The following is a 19,443-nucleotide window of genomic DNA, read 5'->3' on the forward strand; positions in this document are numbered from 1 at the left end:
TCCAGAAACTCCAACACTTAAGCTTCTACGCGTGTATCTTGCCTATTAAATTTCGCGCAGCATTATGCCGACAAGCGGGCGTCTTGTGCGCTAACTTGAGAGTCTCTTGTTGGTAGCTCAAGTGGCACTACCAACCGTATCCCACTAAAGTTGAGCTTTACCTAGACACATGGGCGATGGATGTATAGAGCAGATCCGAGCTTACGTTGCGAATGCTAAGTTGTTGTTTGTTTTACCTGTTATTATAAAGTCCGTTTTAACGGAGCCGAGTATCCGACGCGCAACTCAGGCTCAGACTATCCCTGTTCGAATCCATAACGTCCCCTTTTATGGAATAATATAAGCTTTACATTCGACATCACAAACGTACTATACTTAATGAAAGACATCTAAGAAACGGCAAGTGAAGTAAATGACAAAGTTCAGGAAATTGCAGCCATCTCAGAAGAATCAGCAGCAAGAATCAAAGAAGCATCTGCCACTACACAGACACAGGGCGGATAAATCATAACACAACCAAAAAGCCACGATCACCGAGTCCTCCTCGGTAATCGCGGCTTTTAAATCTTCATTAATCGAATTCAATCAAATGAATACCTTTATGGAGCTTTAGATCAGATCAATAGTTAAGCTTCTATATTCTTTTTGATAGAGTCGTAGATCCTAAGATTTCATAGAAACTACCGTACCTTCTTTACGTTCTTTAGCATACTCAGCTGTAGCTGTGAACAGTACGTCAGAAGAAGAATTCAGTGCAGTTTCACAAGAATCTTGAACAACACCGATGATAAAACCAACAGCAACAACCTGCATTGCAATATCATTTGGAACTCCAAATAAATTACATGCTAGTGGGATAAGTAATAGTGATCCGCCTGCAACACCTGATGCACCTGCAGCAGAGATAGCTGCTACAACAGAAAGCATAAGTGCAGTCACAAAATCTACTTCAATACCAAGCGTATTTACTGTTGCAAGAGTTAGTACAGCAATTGTAACGGCTGCACCAGCCATATTAATTGTAGCACCTAGAGGGATTGACACTGCATAAGTATCCTCATCTAAGCCTAGTTTTTCACATAATTTCATATTTACCGGAATATTTGCAGCTGAACTACGTGTAAAGAATGCCGTAATACCACTTTCTCTTAAAACCATTAAAACAAGTGGATAAGGATTTTTTCGTGTATAGATGAATACGATTAACGGATTCACTACAAGTGCGATAAACAACATACATCCAACTAGAATTAAAATTAATCTACCGTAATCAAGTAAAGCAGAAAGACCACTTGTTACAATTGCACTAAAAACAAGCCCCATAATACCAAGCGGTGCTAAATTAATCACCCATTGTACTATTTTAGTGATTGCATCCGAAAAATTACCTAACATGTCTTTCGTATTTTGATTCGCATTTTTTAATGCAATCCCAAGAACGATTGCCCACATTAATATACCTAGATAGTTAGCATTTACTACTGCATCAATTGGATTAGCAACTAAGTTAAATAGTAATGTTTGAATAACTTCAACAATACCTTCTGGTGGAGATATGTCTCCTGCTCCTGTTGTCAGTGTTAATGTAACTGGGAACAAAAAGCTTGCAACTACAGCGACAGCCCCAGCTAGGAATGTACCAATAGCATAAAGACCAAGAATCGATTTCATATTCGTTTTCTTACCACTTTTATGTACGGCAATCGCATGCATCACTAAGAATAATACTAATATTGGTGCAACTGCCTTTAATGCACCGACAAATAAAGAACCGAAAATGGAGATCCAACTTGCGGCTTTAGGAACTGTTAAAGCTAAGATAAGACCGACAATAATACCAATCATAATCCTTTTTACAAGGCTCACTTGATTCCATTTAACAAATAAATTTTTCATTCTACCATCCCCCAAAATTTTCTTAAAACACGCATAAAAAACGCACAATCACTTCTCCCCGTTAAAATAATGTGTACTTATTTTAACTTTAAATAGACTGATATTTTATTCTAACACAAATTTTTTGAATGTTATATCGATTTTTTTTGTTATCTTTTAGGATATCTTATGAAAAACTTCCTTGTGTTAGCTGCAATTTTGGGAGCATATGGGCAGGGCAGGGACATCATAAAACAACAAAAAACCACAATCCTGAATTATCTTCAGTAATTGTAGCTTTTAAAGTTTTACTTCATTGTTGATTGGAGCGAAGACCGGCGACTCCTGGGGGGAATAGCATGAGCAGAAGACCCCGCAGAGAGCGTTAGCGAATAAGGAGGCTGAAGCCATTCCCCCGGAAAGCGTCCGGTCATAGCGGAAATCAACATGATGATTATTAAGATTCTTTTTATTAAAAAATCACTTATTTGAATGCCATAGATGAAAAAACGTGCATTTAGGTGAAAAAGTAAAAACGTTCCAACGATTTTACTTTTTCACCTAATAGGGTACACCGTCCTATACGCAAATTGGAAATATTAAAGACACCTGATTTTTTAGACACAAAAAAACCTCCTAATCATAATTGATTTAGAAGGTTCTTTGGTAATCTTTACAGTAAGACGAGAATGGAGATAAAATATTAAAATTCGTATCCCGTTCTTTTATGTCCCAGGAATACTTATAAGCATTCGCTGGGATGTTGCTTTTATTAGGGTTTTGGATGACACTTTTTCTAACTATAGGATAAAACTCACAATAATCGCTGATAATACGCTCACTAACGTTGCTCCGTATAAAAGTTTCAAGCCGAATCGTGCTACAACGTTTCCTTGTTTTTCATGAAGACCTTTTACAGCACCTGAGATGATGCCAATTGAAGTGAAGTTTGCAAATGAAACAAGGAAAACTGAAATGATTCCGATTGATCGTTCACTCAGATTTGACGCTAAATCATTTAATGAAAGCATCGCTACAAATTCGTTTGTAACTAGTTTGGTAGCCATAATACCGCCTGCTGTTACTGATTCTGAAACAGGGATACCCATTAAAATCGCAAATGGAGCAAAGACATATCCAATAATTGCTTGGAACGTGACTCCAAATATCATATCAAATAAGTTATTTATTCCTGCCATTAGTGCAACGAATCCAATTAACATCGCCGCAACCACGATTGCAACCTTGAATCCATCCATAATATATTCGCCAAGCATTTCAAAGAAGCTTTGTTTTTCTTCTTGCACAACAAGGAGATCTTCTTCATCGGTTACAGAGTAAGGATTAATGATTGAAGCAATGATGAATCCTCCAAATAAATTAATCACGATTGCAGTTACGACATATCTCGGTTCAATCATCGTCATATAAGCTCCGACAATAGACATCGATACTGTAGACATCGCTGATGCACTTAGTGTATATAGACGTTGAGGGGATAATTGTCCAAGCTGTTTTTTTACAGTAATAAATACTTCAGATTGTCCAACAATAGCAGATGCTACTCCATTGTAAGATTCCAATTTACCCATGCCGTTTACTTTACTGATTGCCCAGCCAAGCCATTTCATAATGAAAGGAAGAACCTTAATGTGCTGCAGAATTCCAATCAGAGCCGAAATGAATACGATCGGAAGTAAAGCAGTTAAGAAGAAAGGAGCTTGTCCTTCATTCGCAATGCCGGCAAATACAAAATTGATTCCTTCATTAGCGTAATCTAGTAATTTTGTAAACACAGCTGCGATTCCTTCAATAAGAATCAATCCAAATTTGGTATTCAGTAATATAAAGGTTAATATTAACTGAATTATGATCATCTGGATAATTGGTCTTATTTTTATTTCTTTACGATTGTTACTTGCAACCCAGGCAAGACCCAGAACAACAATTATGCCTACGATTGAGATTAAATAATTCATTTAATGCCTCCATAAAGTTATATTATTAAAAGGTTGAACGTCTGACCATTCAACTTACTTAATAAGTATACATTTATAACTTATCATGTCCATATACTATTTATTAAATGTTACCCCTGTTGATAAAGGAATATTATATTTTAGGATTGCGGTTCCCCATTTTTGTAACAATTTGACCGTCATTCATTTGCAGCCTACCTTCAAGTCTAAATTTATAAGTACCAATTATCTCAGCTTGAAGGCAAGATAACGCAAACAAAAAGCAGAAGATAAAACAGACGACAAATAAAGTTGTCTGTTTTTTTATTGTGTATATTTTTCAACATATTTCCAAAATGGAACCAAAGGATGGTGAACATAATGAACGTACTATTTTTCTAGATGGGCATTGTCGGGATGATATTAGGAATAGTTTTCGATGCACACGTTACGAAGAAAGCAAAAGAAGAGGCAATACTGAAGTTCGCCAGCTACATTGAAATGTAGTGGGTGACTACGTTCGGTTAATACTCATTGAAACTAGATGATATAGACAAAAAGAAAAAACCCTTGAATACCAAGGGTTTTGACACTGTATGAAATCATCTGATTTCGTAATATGGAGACGGCGGGAATCGAACCCGCGTCCAGAAACTCCAACACTTAAGCTTCTACGCGTGTATCTTGCCTATTAAATTTCGCGCAGCATTATGCCGACAAGCGGGCGTCTTGTGCGCTAACTTGGAAATCTCTTATCGTCGACTCAAGTCGCACCGACGATCGTATCCCACTAAAAGTGAGCTCGTACATGACCACATGGGCGATGGCCAAGACAAGCAACATCGTCAGCTTACGCTGCGAATGCTAGGTTTTGGTTTTTGCCAGTTATTATAAAGTGCCGTTGATACGGAGCCGAGCCCTCCGACGCGCAACTTAAGCTCAGACCATCCCTGTCGAATCCGTAACGTCCCCTTAATATAGGATGATCAAAAAGGCATTCTCAAAAATTAGCTAAGCTAGTTTTTGTTCCTCCTTGAACTCTTAATGGAAGTTCGGGTGAACTACATGTACATCTGGCAAGTTGTATTCTTATTATAAGACAAAAATGGTCAAACTTCAAGTAGTTTCATTCTTGGTTACGAGATTTGAAGGCACGTTCGATATCACGCTTCGCTTCTTTTTTCTTTAAATCATCACGTTTGTCGTAATTCTTTTTCCCTTTTCCTAAGCCAATTAACACTTTAGCAAAGCCATCTTTTAAATACATTTTGATTGGAATAATCGAAAAACCATCTTGTTTTGATAAACCTATTAACTCGTTAATTTGTTTTTTATGAAGTAATAGTTTACGAGAGCGCAACGGTTCATGATTAAACCGATTTCCTTGCTCATAAGGACTGATATGCATATTCGAAATCCACGCTTCGTTGTTTCTAATGCGCACGAACGCATCCTTTAATTGAACTTTCCCTTTACGTACTGATTTTATTTCGGTTCCTTGGAGCACAATTCCTGCTTCCATTGTTTCCTCAATAAAATAATCATGATTCGCTTTTTTATTTTGCGAAACCACTTTTCCTTCGCCTTTTGGCATCTGATTTCACCCCGCTGTTTAGAAGAGAGCGGCTACTCGCCGCTCCATTTTCTTACTTTTTCTTTCTTTTACGACCTTGACCCTGTTGTTTCTTCGCAATGCCTTCATAAAACTTTTTCTTTTGTTTTACTTCTTTTTTCTGACCAGGCTTAGAATTGTCCGATGAGCGTCTTCCTGAACCTTCTTTACGGGTTGCATGGAAGACTTTTGGTGCTTCTTTACGTGTACGTTGGAAAGCTTTAGTCATACCGACGATTTCAAAATCGATTGCAGATTCTTCAGGTTTTACAGCAGTAACACGAACCGTTACTTCATCACCAATACGATACTGTTTGCCTGCACGTTCACCTATCATCATCATTTGACGATCATCAAAACGATAATAATCATCAGTCATATTACTAACGTGAACAAGTCCTTCAATAGTATTCGGAAGCTCAATAAACATCCCGAAGTTTGTGATTGAACTAACAATCCCTTCAAACTCTTCGCCAATTTTATCTAACATGAATTGTGCTTTTTTCAGTGATTCAGTATCTCGTTCTGCTTCCACTGCACGGCGTTCACGATCTGACGTATGATCAGCAATTTCAGGCATAACTGCATCCCAATGAGCTACGGTCGGTTTCGATACATCCCCATTAATTAAGTACGTGCGAATCAATCGGTGCACAATTAAATCAGGATAGCGACGTATTGGTGATGTGAAATGCGTATAATAATCGGTTGATAAACCAAAGTGACCAAGACTCTCCGAGTAATAACGAGCTTGTTGCAATGAACGAAGCATCATCGTCGAGATTACAGGTTCTTCAGGCATTCCTTGAATTGACTCTACAATTTCTTGTAAAGCTCTTGGGTGAATTTCATTACCAGATCCTTTAACAACTAATCCGAAGTTCGTAATGAATTCGAAGAAGCGTTGAAGTTTCTCAGGTTTTGGATCTTCATGTATACGATAAATAAATGGAACTTCCATCCAGTGGAAATGTTCAGCCACTGTTTCGTTAGCCGCTAACATGAACTCTTCAATCAAACGTTCAGCCACAGTACGTTCTCGAATCACAACATCTGTCGGCCAACCTTTCTCGTCTACAATGACTTTTGATTCTTTAAAATCAAAATCGATAGCTCCACGTTTTGCACGTTTTTCGCGCAAAATTGCAGCAAGTTCAGCCATTAGTTCAAACATCGGAACTAAATCACGGTAACGTTCAATCAACGCCTCATCTTTTTCTTCCACAATCTTATAGACATCTGTATACGTCATACGCTCTTTTGTTTTGATTACACTTTGGAAAATTTGGTGTGAAACCACGTTCCCTGTACCATCTATAACCATTTCACATGATAAAGTTAATCGATCTACTTTCGGATTCAATGAACAAATACCATTAGATAATCGATGTGGTAGCATTGGAATTACTCGGTCTGTTAAATAAACACTTGTCGCACGATCATAACCTTCTGTGTCCATTGGTGAGCCTTCAGTTACGTAATGACTAACATCCGCAATGTGAACGCCAAGTTTATATGTACCATCCGGATTTTTCGTAACCGTAACAGCGTCATCCAAGTCTTTTGCATCCGCACCATCAATCGTCACGATAACTTCATCTCTCAAATCGCGTCGGCCTTCTAATTCGGCCTCATCAATTTCATCGGGAACAGCATTTGCTTGATYGATAACTTCTTGTGGGAAATCAATTTCGATGCCATGTTTATGAATGATCGATAAAATATCTACACCTGGATCATTTTTATGACCAAGAATTTGTGTGACCATTCCAGTTGCCGATTTACGTCCTTCAGGCCATCCCGTAATCTCTACAACTACTTTATGTCCATCAGCCGCGCCAAGAGTATCTTCTTTTGCAATAAAAATATCCATTGAGATTTTTTTATCATCTGGAAGAACAAAGCCAAAACCTTTGTTGTCTTGGAACTGACCCACCACTTTAGAAATACCGCGTTCTGCAATTTTTGTAATAGATCCTTCTCGACGGTCTCCTGAACTAGCAGTTGAAACACGGACCAAGACGATATCGCCGTTCATTGCTCCGTTTACTTCAGTAGGAGGAATAAAAATATCATCCATCCCTGCTTCATCCGGTGCAACAAATCCAAATCCTTTTGCGTGACCAATAAATTTACCTCTTAGTAAATTCATTCTTTCAGGAACACCATAGCGATTTGATTTTGAGCGAATCACATATCCTTTTTCTTCTAGACGTACTAATGTCTTAACTAACTCTTTAAATTCATCTGCATCTTCAAAACCAAACTGACTTTCAATTTCTTGGACAGTCAATGGATGATATTCTTCTTCACGCATGAAATCAAGTAAACGTTGTTGTAAATTATGTTCCATCTTTAATCCCTCCTTATTATAGCGTGTGCGAGTGAGGCGGGTTTTACTCCTGCCACTCTAGTGTCTGTAAAAATTCTAATATATCTTCATGTAATTGCTCTTTTTCTTTATCGAGTGTTATCACATGACCTGATTTTTCATACCATTTTATACGTTTTTCAAATGACTCTGCCTCGTCATGAATGATATTAGCCGAGTTTACTTCTATGACGGTATCTTGACGGCCTTGGACAACAAACAATGGAGCATACACATGATCCACATGGTCACGAACGTCATAAACTAGGTTTCGTAATTCTGGTAATGAATCCATCGACTTACGTTGAAGAGCTTCTACTTCTTCTTCGATAAGTGATAGGTCTTTTCCTTCATAACGCTTATAATCTCTTGCATATTTAATAACACCTTCATACATAAGTTCTGTCGTTTTCATCGACATAGGTGCACACATCGTCACAATTCCCTTTACAGGTAAGGTATACCCTAATTTTAATGAAAAGACACCGCCTAATGATAATCCAGCAACTGCAATTTCTTCATAGCCTGCAGCTTTTAATTGATCATATCCGCGCATCACATCTTTCCACCAATCCTTCGGTCCTGTCTGGATTAATTCTTCGGGTGGAACTCCATGTCCTTTATAATGAGGCGCCAGTGATGTATAGCCGTTTTTTTCTAAAAACCGACCAAGCATACGTACATCTGACGAATTCCCCGTAAAACCATGTAACAATAATACGGCTCTTTTACCCGCTTCAAAAAAGAACGGTTTGGGTTGCGCGATTCGCATTCAAAAAACCTCCAATAATAGAAAATAGCATAGCGTGCAGTATTAAACAACAATAGTTAATGCTGTTTCCAATTGAGTTTGTGATTAACTGGTTGTTGTTAAACCACACATATGTAAGTTATTCATAATATCCAACTTATCCCAATGGCTATAAAAACAAGAAAACGCCTAACCAGTTCAGTCGGTCAGGCGGTTTGAATGTTGATTATAATTTGGTTACGGCAATTGCCAGAATAAAAAATAACACAGCTAATACAATCGTTACACGGTGCAAGACAAGATCAATTCCTCTTGCTTTTTGCTTCCCGAAAAGTTGCTCAGCTCCGCCCGAGATGGCACCTGATAAACCTGCACTTTTCCCTGATTGTAACAACACAACAACGATTAATGCTAGCGAAACGATGACGAGTAAAGTCAATAAAAACGCATGCATTTGTTCCACCTCCTGATCAGAAACATCACAACAAGAACTATTTTACCAAATTATAGAGACAAGTACAATAAGCTGAGAGAAATTCATTAAGAATTCTGTCAGATAATTTGAAGAACAAGAGTTATTTAATAGATTTCATCTAATTTAAAATTTAATCGGCTTTGCCATAACTGTAAAAAAGCCGCACTTTCTCAAAAGAGTGTGCGGCTCACGTCTTTATTTTTTCAAGTTATAGAAAGTTTTCATTCCTAAATATTGAGCAGTTTCATAAAGTTGATCTTCAATGCGAAGTAACTGGTTATATTTCGCAACGCGGTCAGATCGTGACGGTGCACCCGTTTTAATTTGGCCAGCGTTTGTAGCAACTGCGATATCAGCAATCGTTGAATCTTCAGATTCACCAGAGCGATGAGAAATTACTGTTGTATATCCAGCACGTTTCGCCATTTCAATCGCATCAAATGTTTCTGTTAAAGTACCGATTTGGTTAACTTTGATTAAGATTGAGTTAGCAACACCTTCTTCAATCCCTCTAGAAAGTTTCGTTGTGTTTGTAACGAATAAATCGTCACCAACTAGTTGAACACGATCGCCTAAGCGTTCTGTCAATAATTTATGTCCAGCCCAGTCATTTTCATCTAAACCATCTTCAATTGAAACGATCGGATATTTGTCGCAAAGCTCTTCATACCATGCAACCATTTCTGCAGACGTTTTGACGATTCCTTCACCAACTAGATGGTAGTTTCCATCTTCTTTATTGAAGAACTCAGAAGAGGCAACATCCATTGCAAGCAAAATTTCTTCGCCTGGTTTGTATCCTGCTTTTTCAATAGCAGTCAAAATCGTAGTGATCGCTTCTTCATTTGACGCTAAGTTAGGAGCGAATCCACCTTCATCTCCTACTGCTGTGTTCAATCCTTTATCTTTCAATACAGACTTCAAGTTATGGAAAATTTCAGCGCCCATTTGAAGTGCTTGGCGGAAAGTTTTTGCCCCTACTGGCATTACCATAAATTCTTGAATATCAACATTATTATCAGCATGAGCACCACCATTTAAGATGTTCATCATTGGAACTGGAAGTTGTTTCGCGTTAAAGCCACCTAAGTATTGGTATAACGGGATATCTAAAAAGTCAGCTGCTGCATGGGCAGTGGCAATTGAAACTCCAAGGATTGCGTTAGCTCCTAGTTTGCCTTTATTTTCAGTACCATCTAACTCAATCATCGCTTGATCTATTGATACTTGATCTAATACAGTGAATTTTTCTTCAAGTTCTTCTGCGATCACGACATTAACGTTTTCTACGGCTTTAAGCACCCCTTTACCGAGGTAACGATCTTTATCGCCATCACGTAGTTCTACGGCTTCATGTTCACCAGTAGAAGCGCCTGAAGGTACTATTGCACGACCAAAAGCGCCGCTTTCTGTAAATACTTCTACTTCAATAGTTGGATTTCCGCGAGAATCTAATACTTCACGAGCTTGTATTTGAGTAATAATTGGCATGTTTAAATCTCCTCAGCTTTCAGTAATGTTTTACCTGTCATTTCAGGCGGTTGACTAATTCCTAATAAGTGTAACATGGTTGGCGCAAGATCTGCTAAGATACCATCTTCACGTAAATCAATTCCATTTTTCGTTACAATTACAGGTACGGGATTCGTTGTGTGTGCAGTCATTGGTTCACCGGCAACCGTTAATACTTCATCTGAATTGCCATGATCTGCCGTGATAATAGCTGCCCCACCTTTAGCAATTAATGCATCAACTATACGTCCTAAACATTCATCGACTACTTCAATCGCACGAATAGTAGGCTCGAGCATCCCACTATGACCGACCATATCAGGATTTGCAAAGTTTAATAAAATCCCATCAAAACGGTCCGCAGCAATGGCTTCAAGTAACGCATCTGTAACTTCATAAGCGCTCATTTCGGGCTGTAAATCATAAGTGGCTACTTTTGGAGAATCAATTAAAATACGTTCTTCCCCTGGATAACGTTCTTCTCGTCCACCACTCATAAAGAAGGTAACATGAGGGAATTTCTCTGTTTCAGCAATACGTAATTGTGTTTTCCCATTAGCAGAAAGAACCTCGCCCACTGTGTTAACCAAGTTGTCACTTTCATAAGCGACAGAAGAATTAACTTCGTCACTATACGTTGTAAAAGTCACGAACTTCAAATCAGTTGGGTGTGCTGGACTTAAAGAAAATGTTGGATTACAACTAGGATTCGTTAAAACAGATGATAATTGAATTGCTCGATCTGGTCTAAAATTAAAGAAAATAACGGCATCTTGTGAATCAATCGTTGCAACAGGTTTTCCCTGCTCCTCAATAACAAACGGAAGAACAAATTCATCTGCCACGTTGCTATCATAAGAAGCTTTTACACCTGCTGCAGCTGATGAAGATCTTTCACCGTCCCCATCAACTAAAGCACGGTAGGCTTTTTCCACACGTTCCCATCGACGATCGCGATCCATCGCGTAATAACGTCCACTTATGGTCGCGAATTTCCCCACACCAATAGTAGCCATTTGTTTTTCAGTTTCTTCAATGTAAGAAAGTGCGGTTGATGGACCCACATCGCGACCATCTAAAAATCCGTGAACAAATACGTCTTCAAGACCTTGTGATTTCGCCAACTGCAACAGTGCAAATAAATGCTCGTAATGCGAATGAACACCACCGTCAGATAACAAACCCATTAAATGAAGTTTTGAATCATTTGCTTTCACATGTGCAATAGCTTCCATAAATGCAGAATTCTGAAAGAAGTCACCATCCACAATTGATTTATGGATTCTCGTTAAATTTTGATACACGATACGACCTGCACCAATATTTAAATGACCTACTTCTGAATTCCCCATTTGACCTTCAGGAAGTCCAACTGCGTTTCCTGAAGCAACTAAAGAAGCATGGGAATAGGTATTCCAGTAACGATCAAAGTTTGGCTTTTTAGCTTGTGCTACTGCATTGCCAAAAACTTCATTACGAAGTGCAAAACCATCCAGAATTATTAGAGCAACTGGTGTCTTAGACATTTGCACCAGMCTCCAATAATTTCAAGAACGATTCAGGCTGTAAACTTGCACCACCCACAAGAGCACCATCAATATGTTCCATTGTTAATAATTCTTCAATATTCTCTGGTTTAACAGAGCCACCATATTGAATTCGAACAGAATCAGACACTTGTTGTCCAAATAAAGACTCCACTTTAGAGCGAATCGCGCCACACACTTCATTAGCATTTTCGGATGTTGCTGTTTTACCTGTACCGATTGCCCATATGGGTTCATATGCAATAACCGTTTGTTTCACTTGAGCTTCGGTTAAGTCAGCTAGTGCTTGTTCTACTTGTCCTTCAACTTTTGAAGCAGTGTTGCCTGCTTCACGCTCTTCAAGAGTTTCACCTACACAAACAATAGGAATTAATGAATGGGCAAATGCCGCATGCACTTTCTTATTGACTGCTTCGTCCGTTTCATTGAAATATTCACGTCTTTCTGAGTGTCCTAAAATAACATATTCAACGCCTAAGTCTGCTAATTGAACCGGGCTAACTTCTCCAGTAAAAGCACCTTCATTTTCAAAGTGCATTGTTTGAGCACCAACATGAACAGTTGAGCCAGAAAGTGAATGGGTTAATTGTTCAAGAAAGAGTGGAGGTGCACAAATTACTGTATCCACTTTCACAGAATCTGGTGCTAAACCTTTTACTTCCCCAGCAAATTGTTTCGCCTCAGATAAAGTTTTATACATTTTCCAGTTGCCAGCAATGATGGGTTTTCGCATGCAAATTCCTCCTTAGTTTTGATCGTTTAGTGCCACAACTCCAGGTAGATCTTTGCCTTCCATGAACTCTAAAGAAGCTCCGCCACCAGTTGAAATGTGATCCATTTTATCAGCTACATCGAATTTTTCAACAGCAGCCGCTGAATCGCCCCCGCCAATCACTGTATAAGCTTGTGTTGTTGCCATAGCATTTGCAACACCTTTCGTGCCTTCCGCAAATGGTGCCATTTCAAATACGCCCATTGGTCCATTCCAAATAATCAGTTTCGAATTGGCAATGACATCCGCATATTGAGCTGTTGTTTTTGGTCCGATATCAAGACCCATCCAATCAGAAGGAATCGAATCGATTGCGACAACTTTTGTTTCGGCATCTTTTGAAAATTCATTTGCAACGACAACGTCTATCGGCAAGTATAATTTCACGCCTTTTTCTTTCGCTTTATCGATAAATGATTTGGCTAAATCAATTTTGTCTTCTTCAAGCAAAGATTTCCCAATATCATTGCCTTGTGCTTTAGAAAATGTATAAGATAAGCCTCCACCGATAATAAGGTTGTCCACTTTATCCAATAAATGATCAATTACACCAATTTTGTCTTTCACTTTTGCTCCACCAATAATAGCTGTAAATGGTCGTTCTGGTTCAGACAATGCTTTCCCCAAAACGTCTAATTCTTTTTCCATTAACAATCCTGAAACTGCTGGAATATGTTTGGCGATTCCTTCTGTTGATGCATGTGCACGATGTGCCGCTCCGAAAGCATCATTGACAAACACATCTGCTAGCTTAGCAAATTGCTCTGCTAAAGTTGCATCATTCTTTTCTTCACCTTTATGGAAACGAACATTTTCTAGTAACACAATGTCCCCTTGATCCATTCCAACAATTGTTTGTTCCACTGACTCGCCAACTGACTCGTCTAATTTCAGAACAGGTTTATGTAATAGCTCACTTAAGTGTTCACCCACCGCAGTTAAGCGTAACTCTTCAGTAACTTCTCCTTTTGGACGACCCATATGACTCGCCAAAATTACTTTTGCACCTTTTTCTACCAAGTGTTTAATAGTAGGAAGGGCTGCACGTATTCTTGTATCATCTGTAATTTTTCCGTCTTCCATAGGCACATTGAAATCTACACGGCAAAATACCCGCTTACCTGCCAAGTCTACTTGTTGCATTGTCTGTTTTTGTTTCATGAAGAATCTCCTCCTTCAAAATTTAAAAAAATAAGGAACGGAGGGTACCTCCGTTCCTTTTACCCCACTTTATTATAGAGGTTATTGACAATATTCGCTACTTTATCAAGAGCTTAGACATCTTATAAACCTTTACTAGACATGTGTAATGCAAGGTCGATACAACGAGTAGAGTAGCCAGTTTCATTATCATACCAAGACAATACTTTAACCATGTTTTTCTCTAGAACCATTGTCGATAATCCATCTACAGTTGATGAAGCAGCATTACCGTTATAGTCACGAGATACTAATGGCAATTCATTGTATTCCAAGAAACCATTTAACTCGTTTTCAGATGCTGATTTTAATGCAGCATTTACTTCTTCAGTTGTTACATCTGTATCAAGTTCTACTACTAAATCAACAAGTGATACGTTTGGCGTTGGTACTCGAACAGCCATTCCATCTAACTTGCCTTTTAATTCAGGTAGAACTAATGAAACTGCTGCTGCAGCTCCTGTTGATGTTGGAATCATTGATTCAGCTGCTGCACGAGCACGACGGTAATCTTCATGTGGTAAATCTAAAATACGTTGATCGTTTGTGTATGAATGAATCGTAGTCATCATACCGCGTTTAATTCCGAATTTCTCATGAAGAACTTTAGCAACTGGCGCTAAGCTATTTGTTGTACAAGATGCGTTTGAAACGACATGATCTGCTTCAGGATTATACGTTTCGTGATTAACACCCATAACGAACGTAGACATTCCACTCTTACCAGGTGAAGAAACGATAACTTTTTTAGCACCCGCTTCAATATGTTTTCCAGCAGATTCGTTGTCGCGGAATATTCCTGTTGCTTCAATAACAATATCAATTTCAAGATCTTTCCAAGGCAATACTGAAGGATCTTTTTCAGCATAAACACGTACTTGTTTGCCATTGACAATTAAATATTCGCCTTCTGAAGTTACTTCTGCATCAAAAACACCATGAATTGAGTCATATTTTAGTAAATGAGCTAGCATCGCTGCATTCGTTAAATCGTTAATCGCGACTACTTCTACTCCATCACGTTGTAATGCTTCGCGGAATACCACTCGCCCAATACGTCCAAACCCGTTAATTGCTAGTTTTAATGTCATTTATAATTCCTCCTAATTTTCATTACTCATAAGTTGAGTTAGTTTTTTTGCGGCACCTTCATCGGTAATTAATACTGTTTGATTAGGTGCATGTTTTAAATAAGATAATATGGCCGAAGCTTTAGAAGCTCCACCTGCTACAGCTAATAAATGTTGAGCATGTTTAAGTTGTTTTAATTGAATCCCTACCGTCCGAATACGATGAACAGCTTTCCCTTGCTCATTAAAGTAATAACCAAAGGCTTCTCCGACAGCTTCCTTCTGCAAAATAATATCAAGTTCATCATTGCTAGAATTACGGCGTCTTGCCATTTCTTTTGCATCCCCAATACCGTGAATGACAATGTTGGTTTTATCATATAGGTCCATCATTTCTTTAATGACAGGCTCTTTAATCATTGTTTTGTAAGCTGTTTCACTTAAATGGTCTGGTAAGTACAACGTTCGAGATGTTCCACCTGCTTGGTTGGCAAATGCGGATGCAATATGATTTGCTTGCAATTCCACGTTCTCCCCAATTCCACCTCTCGCTGCAACAAACACTAAATTTTTAGGTTTAATATGCACAGATAAGTGGTTGGCTATTGCCGCAATTGTACTGCCACCTGTAACGGCAACAGTATCTTTATTTTTCGATAACAGCTCAAGCTGTTTTGCCGCTTCTTGTCCGATTAAGGATTTTGCAGGACTTTCGATTTCGCTGTCACCTGGAACGATGATTACCCGAGCTAATTTAAATGCTTTTTCAAGCTGTTTTTCCATATCGTATAATCCGGACCATTCATGAACCAAATCTTTTAAAACTTCTAACACACTCTTACCTTCTTGTGTAATTTCCATTCCATTTGCCAACACTTGGATTAACCCTTGTGCTCGCAAAATGTCTAACTCTCTTCTCGTCTCACGTTCAGTCGAATGGACAATTTCGCTTAATGCTCTACGTCCTATTCCTGTAGACAACTGAATCGTCATTAATAGTCGATATCTTTTTTGTAGAAGAGTCGTCATTTCTGGCAACAATTTCTGTTGTGCTCCTAGTAATTGTTCCATTGCATTCTCCCTTTTCGAAAAAACTGCATCTTATTAACAATGCAGTGGGACGTTTTTTGTCCCGGCTGCATATTTTGTGTCCCACTTGTAATATTAATATACTCTTCTTTATAAAAAAGTGCAAACAAAAAGACGTTTACGATGTAAACGCCTCTAACAATGTTGGATAATCAATTCGACCTTCTTGAATAATTTCCCCTTTACTCATAATTACAGGAATGCGTAGGAGATATTTCTCGTGTAGCTCATCATCTTCTTCAATATTAATTTCTTCAATTTCTAAGGAAGTATCCTCTTTTACTAATTCAAGCATTAATTTAGCTTCTTCACATAATGGACAATTAGATCGCGAATAAAATTGAACTTTCATTATTAATCCTACCTTTCAAATCGTTTTCTTTTTGATGAACCAAAAATGCCAAGCTGTTCTCTATACTTTGCAATTACTCGTCGTGATAAATGTATTCGTTCTATAGAAAATAAATCGACGATTCTTTGATCGGATAAAGGTTTGTTTTTGTCTTCATGTTCAATAAAAAATTGAATTCGTGTTTTCACATGAATTGCTGATACATCATCAACTGTTGGTTGCGAAAAAAAAGACTTTAATGCGACGATTCCAGTTTGCGTCTGAATATATTTTTCTCGAACAGCTCTGCTAACCGTTGACTCGTGTATTTCTAAACGTTCGGCTAAATCAGTCATAGTCATTGGTACTAAAAAAGATGCCCCATTCGTGAAATAGTTTTGTTGACTATGGACTATTTCCTGAATGATTCGTTGCAAAGTCGATTTTCGCCACTGTAATTGAAAGCTCATACTCTCGACTTCTTTTGTTTTTTTCAACACATATGCCTTTGTTTGTTTATCCATTTGCGATGAAAGCGTTTGTGAATAGGTTTTATCTACTTGTACTTGAGGAAAAGCGTGTCCATAATAATTGATAGTGCACTCATCTTTGTCAAATGATACATAGGCATCAGGTTGAATGTAAGCAACGTGATGTTGTGTAATTAATTGTAAAGGTGATGTTGAGAAGTTTGATAATGTATCCGCGATTTGTTGAATTTCTTCTAATGAAATATGTATCTTCTTCGCAAGCTCTTTCCACTTTTTAGAAATAAATAAGTCAAAATGTTTGGATACAATATTTATTGTATTCATTGATAATTTATGATGCATTGCTTGCAAGACTAATGCATGTTGTTTTGAGAATGCTCCTATCCCAATTGGCTCACAACGTTGAATGACTGCGATTGCTTCTTGAATTAACCATTCTGGTTTATTTGTCCAATTAGCATATTCTTCAACTGTACCAGTAAGGAAACCATCCTCGTCTAGATCATCGATGAGCCAGTGAACCAAATGTCTAAGTTCATCTGATAAATGATAGTCTATCAATTGTGCATATAGCAGGTCTTTAAAAGAAGAATGGATTGCTTGTTGTTGGACAAATTGAGGAGAAATAAGTGTCGGTCCTTTTGATCGTACTTTTAACCAAGGGTTCTCATCTTGCTTCTCTCTAAGAAATTGTTCTAGTTCATACGTCGAGAAATTTAAGATTTCAAGTGATTGGCGCAACGATTGAGTCATTGCTAATTTTTGTGTCTGTATTTGCAATTGACTTAAGTGTTGTTCCATTCAAATCCACCCCTTTGTTCTATTATACGAGACAAGGTCCTTTAAAGAAATGTGGACAATGGTCAATTTTACTAATAACACATGACTAAATCATGAAACAAAAAAACGAGTGGCAGATTTTAGCCACTCGCTGTTTTTTATTAAAATCCACGACCTGCTCCGCCACCGCCAGAAGAACCACCTCCACCACCACGGAAACCACCACCTCCGCCTCCGCCAAAACCGCCGCCGAATGAACCTGGTCCGATCATAGGAAAACCTCCACGACGACCACGAGATCCTGGTCCCATTCCCCCACCTCCACGATTTTTAAAAATCATATAAAGTACGAATAGGATGATAATAATCGTGATAAACGACATGGAACCTCCTCCACCGTCGCTACTACTTTTAGACTGCACAGGATTTACGTCTTCCCCATTCCACTCATATTCCTTAGCGATTTCTTGGTAAAAGACTTTCATCGTATTTAAGATGGCTAAATCAGCTTGGTCATTTTTCATATAAGGTACTGTAAACTCATCTAGGATTCGGCCAACTTTGCCATCTGGTAAGGCACCTTCCAGACCGTAGCCAACTTCTACCCACATTTCTCGAGAACCCATATCGATGACAAGCAAGACGCCATTATTTTTCTCTGCATCTCCAAGTTTATATTCACGAAATGCTTGGTTTGCGAAGCTTTGAATGTCATCACCGTCTAATGATTTTACTGTCAACACAGCAATTTGAGCACCTGTAGCATCATCTAAACGAGCTGCTAATTGATTAATCTCAGCTTTTTGTTCATCATTTAGCAAACCAGCAAAATCTTGCGTATAAATATCACCAACTGGTTGGGGTATTGTTGCCGCCTGGATCAATGGCGCAAACGTCAACAGAAAAAGAAGCGCCGTTCCTAGGAAAAGCGCAGCTTTTTTCATCACTCGCCATCTCCTCCGAAATCAACTTTTGGTGCATCTTTTGCAGCTGCATCAGCTTTAAAGTATTCTTTTTCGTCAAAGCCGAAAATCCCTGCAAGTAAAGCACCTGGGAATCGTTTTACTTTTCGATTAAAATCAGCAACTTCATTATTATAATCTTGTCTTGCCACCGATAATCGATTTTCCGTACCAGCTAATTCGTCCATCAATTGTCGGAAGTTCGCATCAGATTTAAGTTCAGGATAATTCTCCACAACAACTAATAATCGACTTAATGCACCTGATAATTCATCATTGGCTTGTGCTTGAGCTTGTGGAGAACCTGCTCCAGCCAATCGAGCCCTTGCTTCAGTAACACTATCAATTACATCTTTTTCTTGTTTCGCGAATCCTTTTACTGATTCCACTAAATTAGGAATTAAATCAAGTCGGCGTTGTAGTTGATTTTCCACTTGTGCGTATGCTTGATCCACGTTTTCTTCGCCGTTCACGAATCCGTTATAACTAGGAATTAGCATAAGTGCTAATACGACAATAATACCCACTACTACAAGTATGGGAACTAAACCTTTTTTCATTTTCTTCACCTCTTGGTTAGTATAGTCACTATCTACCTTTTTTAGAGATTATTAAAACATAAAAAAACAGCAGTGACTTCAACAGTC

At 38.4% G+C, this 19,443-nt stretch carries 16 protein-coding genes and 2 other RNA genes; all 18 read right to left on the reverse strand.

Features of this window, described 5'->3' with window-relative positions:
- Positions 1 to 325: a transfer-messenger RNA gene (gene ssrA, locus AC1DOS_RS09825) on the reverse strand; the annotation flags it as partial.
- 338 nt (positions 326 to 663) lie between these two features.
- A complete protein-coding gene (sstT, locus tag AC1DOS_RS09830; protein ID WP_108585150.1) occupies positions 664 to 1,896 on the reverse strand; it encodes a serine/threonine transporter SstT in 1,233 nt (410 codons plus the stop codon).
- A gap of 779 nt (positions 1,897 to 2,675) precedes the next feature.
- Positions 2,676 to 3,854 carry a NupC/NupG family nucleoside CNT transporter gene (locus AC1DOS_RS09835; RefSeq protein ID WP_108585152.1) on the reverse strand — a complete coding sequence of 393 codons (1,179 nt, stop codon included), beginning with the start codon at positions 3,852 to 3,854 and terminating at the stop codon, positions 2,676 to 2,678.
- A gap of 596 nt (positions 3,855 to 4,450) precedes the next feature.
- Positions 4,451 to 4,805, reverse strand: a transfer-messenger RNA (tmRNA) gene (gene ssrA / locus AC1DOS_RS09840).
- A 154-nt stretch (positions 4,806 to 4,959) separates the two neighbouring features.
- On the reverse strand, positions 4,960 to 5,427 hold the full coding sequence (gene smpB, locus AC1DOS_RS09845) for an SsrA-binding protein SmpB (RefSeq protein ID WP_108585153.1): 468 nt from the start codon (positions 5,425 to 5,427) through the stop codon (positions 4,960 to 4,962).
- A gap of 52 nt (positions 5,428 to 5,479) precedes the next feature.
- Positions 5,480 to 7,798, reverse strand: a complete 2,319-nt coding sequence (gene rnr, locus AC1DOS_RS09850) for a ribonuclease R (RefSeq protein WP_477537348.1) — start codon at positions 7,796 to 7,798, stop codon at positions 5,480 to 5,482.
- A 43-nt stretch (positions 7,799 to 7,841) separates the two neighbouring features.
- Entirely contained in the window at positions 7,842 to 8,588 is a 747-nt protein-coding gene (locus tag AC1DOS_RS09855; protein WP_108585155.1) for an alpha/beta hydrolase, read from the reverse strand.
- Between the two features lie 205 nt (positions 8,589 to 8,793).
- On the reverse strand, positions 8,794 to 9,021 hold the full coding sequence (gene secG, locus AC1DOS_RS09860) for a preprotein translocase subunit SecG (RefSeq protein WP_016429075.1): 228 nt from the start codon (positions 9,019 to 9,021) through the stop codon (positions 8,794 to 8,796).
- A gap of 216 nt (positions 9,022 to 9,237) precedes the next feature.
- Positions 9,238 to 10,533 carry a phosphopyruvate hydratase gene (gene eno / locus AC1DOS_RS09865; RefSeq protein ID WP_108585156.1) on the reverse strand — a complete coding sequence of 432 codons (1,296 nt, stop codon included), beginning with the start codon at positions 10,531 to 10,533 and terminating at the stop codon, positions 9,238 to 9,240.
- A gap of 2 nt (positions 10,534 to 10,535) precedes the next feature.
- Positions 10,536 to 12,080 carry a 2,3-bisphosphoglycerate-independent phosphoglycerate mutase gene (gpmI, locus tag AC1DOS_RS09870; protein ID WP_477537349.1) on the reverse strand — a complete coding sequence of 515 codons (1,545 nt, stop codon included), beginning with the start codon at positions 12,078 to 12,080 and terminating at the stop codon, positions 10,536 to 10,538.
- Positions 12,073 to 12,834, reverse strand: coding sequence for a triose-phosphate isomerase (gene tpiA / locus AC1DOS_RS09875; RefSeq protein WP_477537350.1), 762 nt, complete (start codon positions 12,832 to 12,834; stop codon positions 12,073 to 12,075). The genes gpmI and tpiA overlap by 8 nt, the downstream gene beginning before the upstream one ends.
- 12 nt (positions 12,835 to 12,846) lie before the next feature.
- Positions 12,847 to 14,034 (reverse strand): phosphoglycerate kinase, encoded by a 1,188-nt coding sequence (locus AC1DOS_RS09880; protein ID WP_477537351.1) that lies wholly within the window; start codon positions 14,032 to 14,034, stop codon positions 12,847 to 12,849.
- A 122-nt stretch (positions 14,035 to 14,156) separates the two neighbouring features.
- Positions 14,157 to 15,164: a type I glyceraldehyde-3-phosphate dehydrogenase gene (gene gap, locus AC1DOS_RS09885; RefSeq protein ID WP_108585160.1), complete on the reverse strand. Its 1,008-nt coding sequence runs from the start codon at positions 15,162 to 15,164 to the stop codon at positions 14,157 to 14,159.
- Between the two features lie 12 nt (positions 15,165 to 15,176).
- Positions 15,177 to 16,214, reverse strand: coding sequence for a sugar-binding transcriptional regulator (locus AC1DOS_RS09890; protein ID WP_477537352.1), 1,038 nt, complete (start codon positions 16,212 to 16,214; stop codon positions 15,177 to 15,179).
- 136 nt (positions 16,215 to 16,350) lie between these two features.
- Positions 16,351 to 16,584, reverse strand: a complete 234-nt coding sequence (locus AC1DOS_RS09895; RefSeq protein WP_477537353.1) for a glutaredoxin family protein — start codon at positions 16,582 to 16,584, stop codon at positions 16,351 to 16,353.
- Between the two features lie 8 nt (positions 16,585 to 16,592).
- Positions 16,593 to 17,855: an RNA polymerase factor sigma-54 gene (gene rpoN, locus AC1DOS_RS09900; protein ID WP_477537354.1), complete on the reverse strand. Its 1,263-nt coding sequence runs from the start codon at positions 17,853 to 17,855 to the stop codon at positions 16,593 to 16,595.
- A 140-nt stretch (positions 17,856 to 17,995) separates the two neighbouring features.
- Complete coding sequence (locus tag AC1DOS_RS09905; RefSeq protein WP_477537356.1) at positions 17,996 to 18,778, reverse strand: TPM domain-containing protein; 783 nt, start codon at positions 18,776 to 18,778, stop codon at positions 17,996 to 17,998.
- Positions 18,778 to 19,356 (reverse strand): LemA family protein, encoded by a 579-nt coding sequence (locus tag AC1DOS_RS09910; RefSeq protein WP_477537355.1) that lies wholly within the window; start codon positions 19,354 to 19,356, stop codon positions 18,778 to 18,780. The genes AC1DOS_RS09905 and AC1DOS_RS09910 overlap by 1 nt, the downstream gene beginning before the upstream one ends.
- Positions 19,357 to 19,443 lie beyond the last annotated feature (87 nt).

It is taken from the genome of Paenisporosarcina sp. P5_A11 (assembly GCF_056400705.1).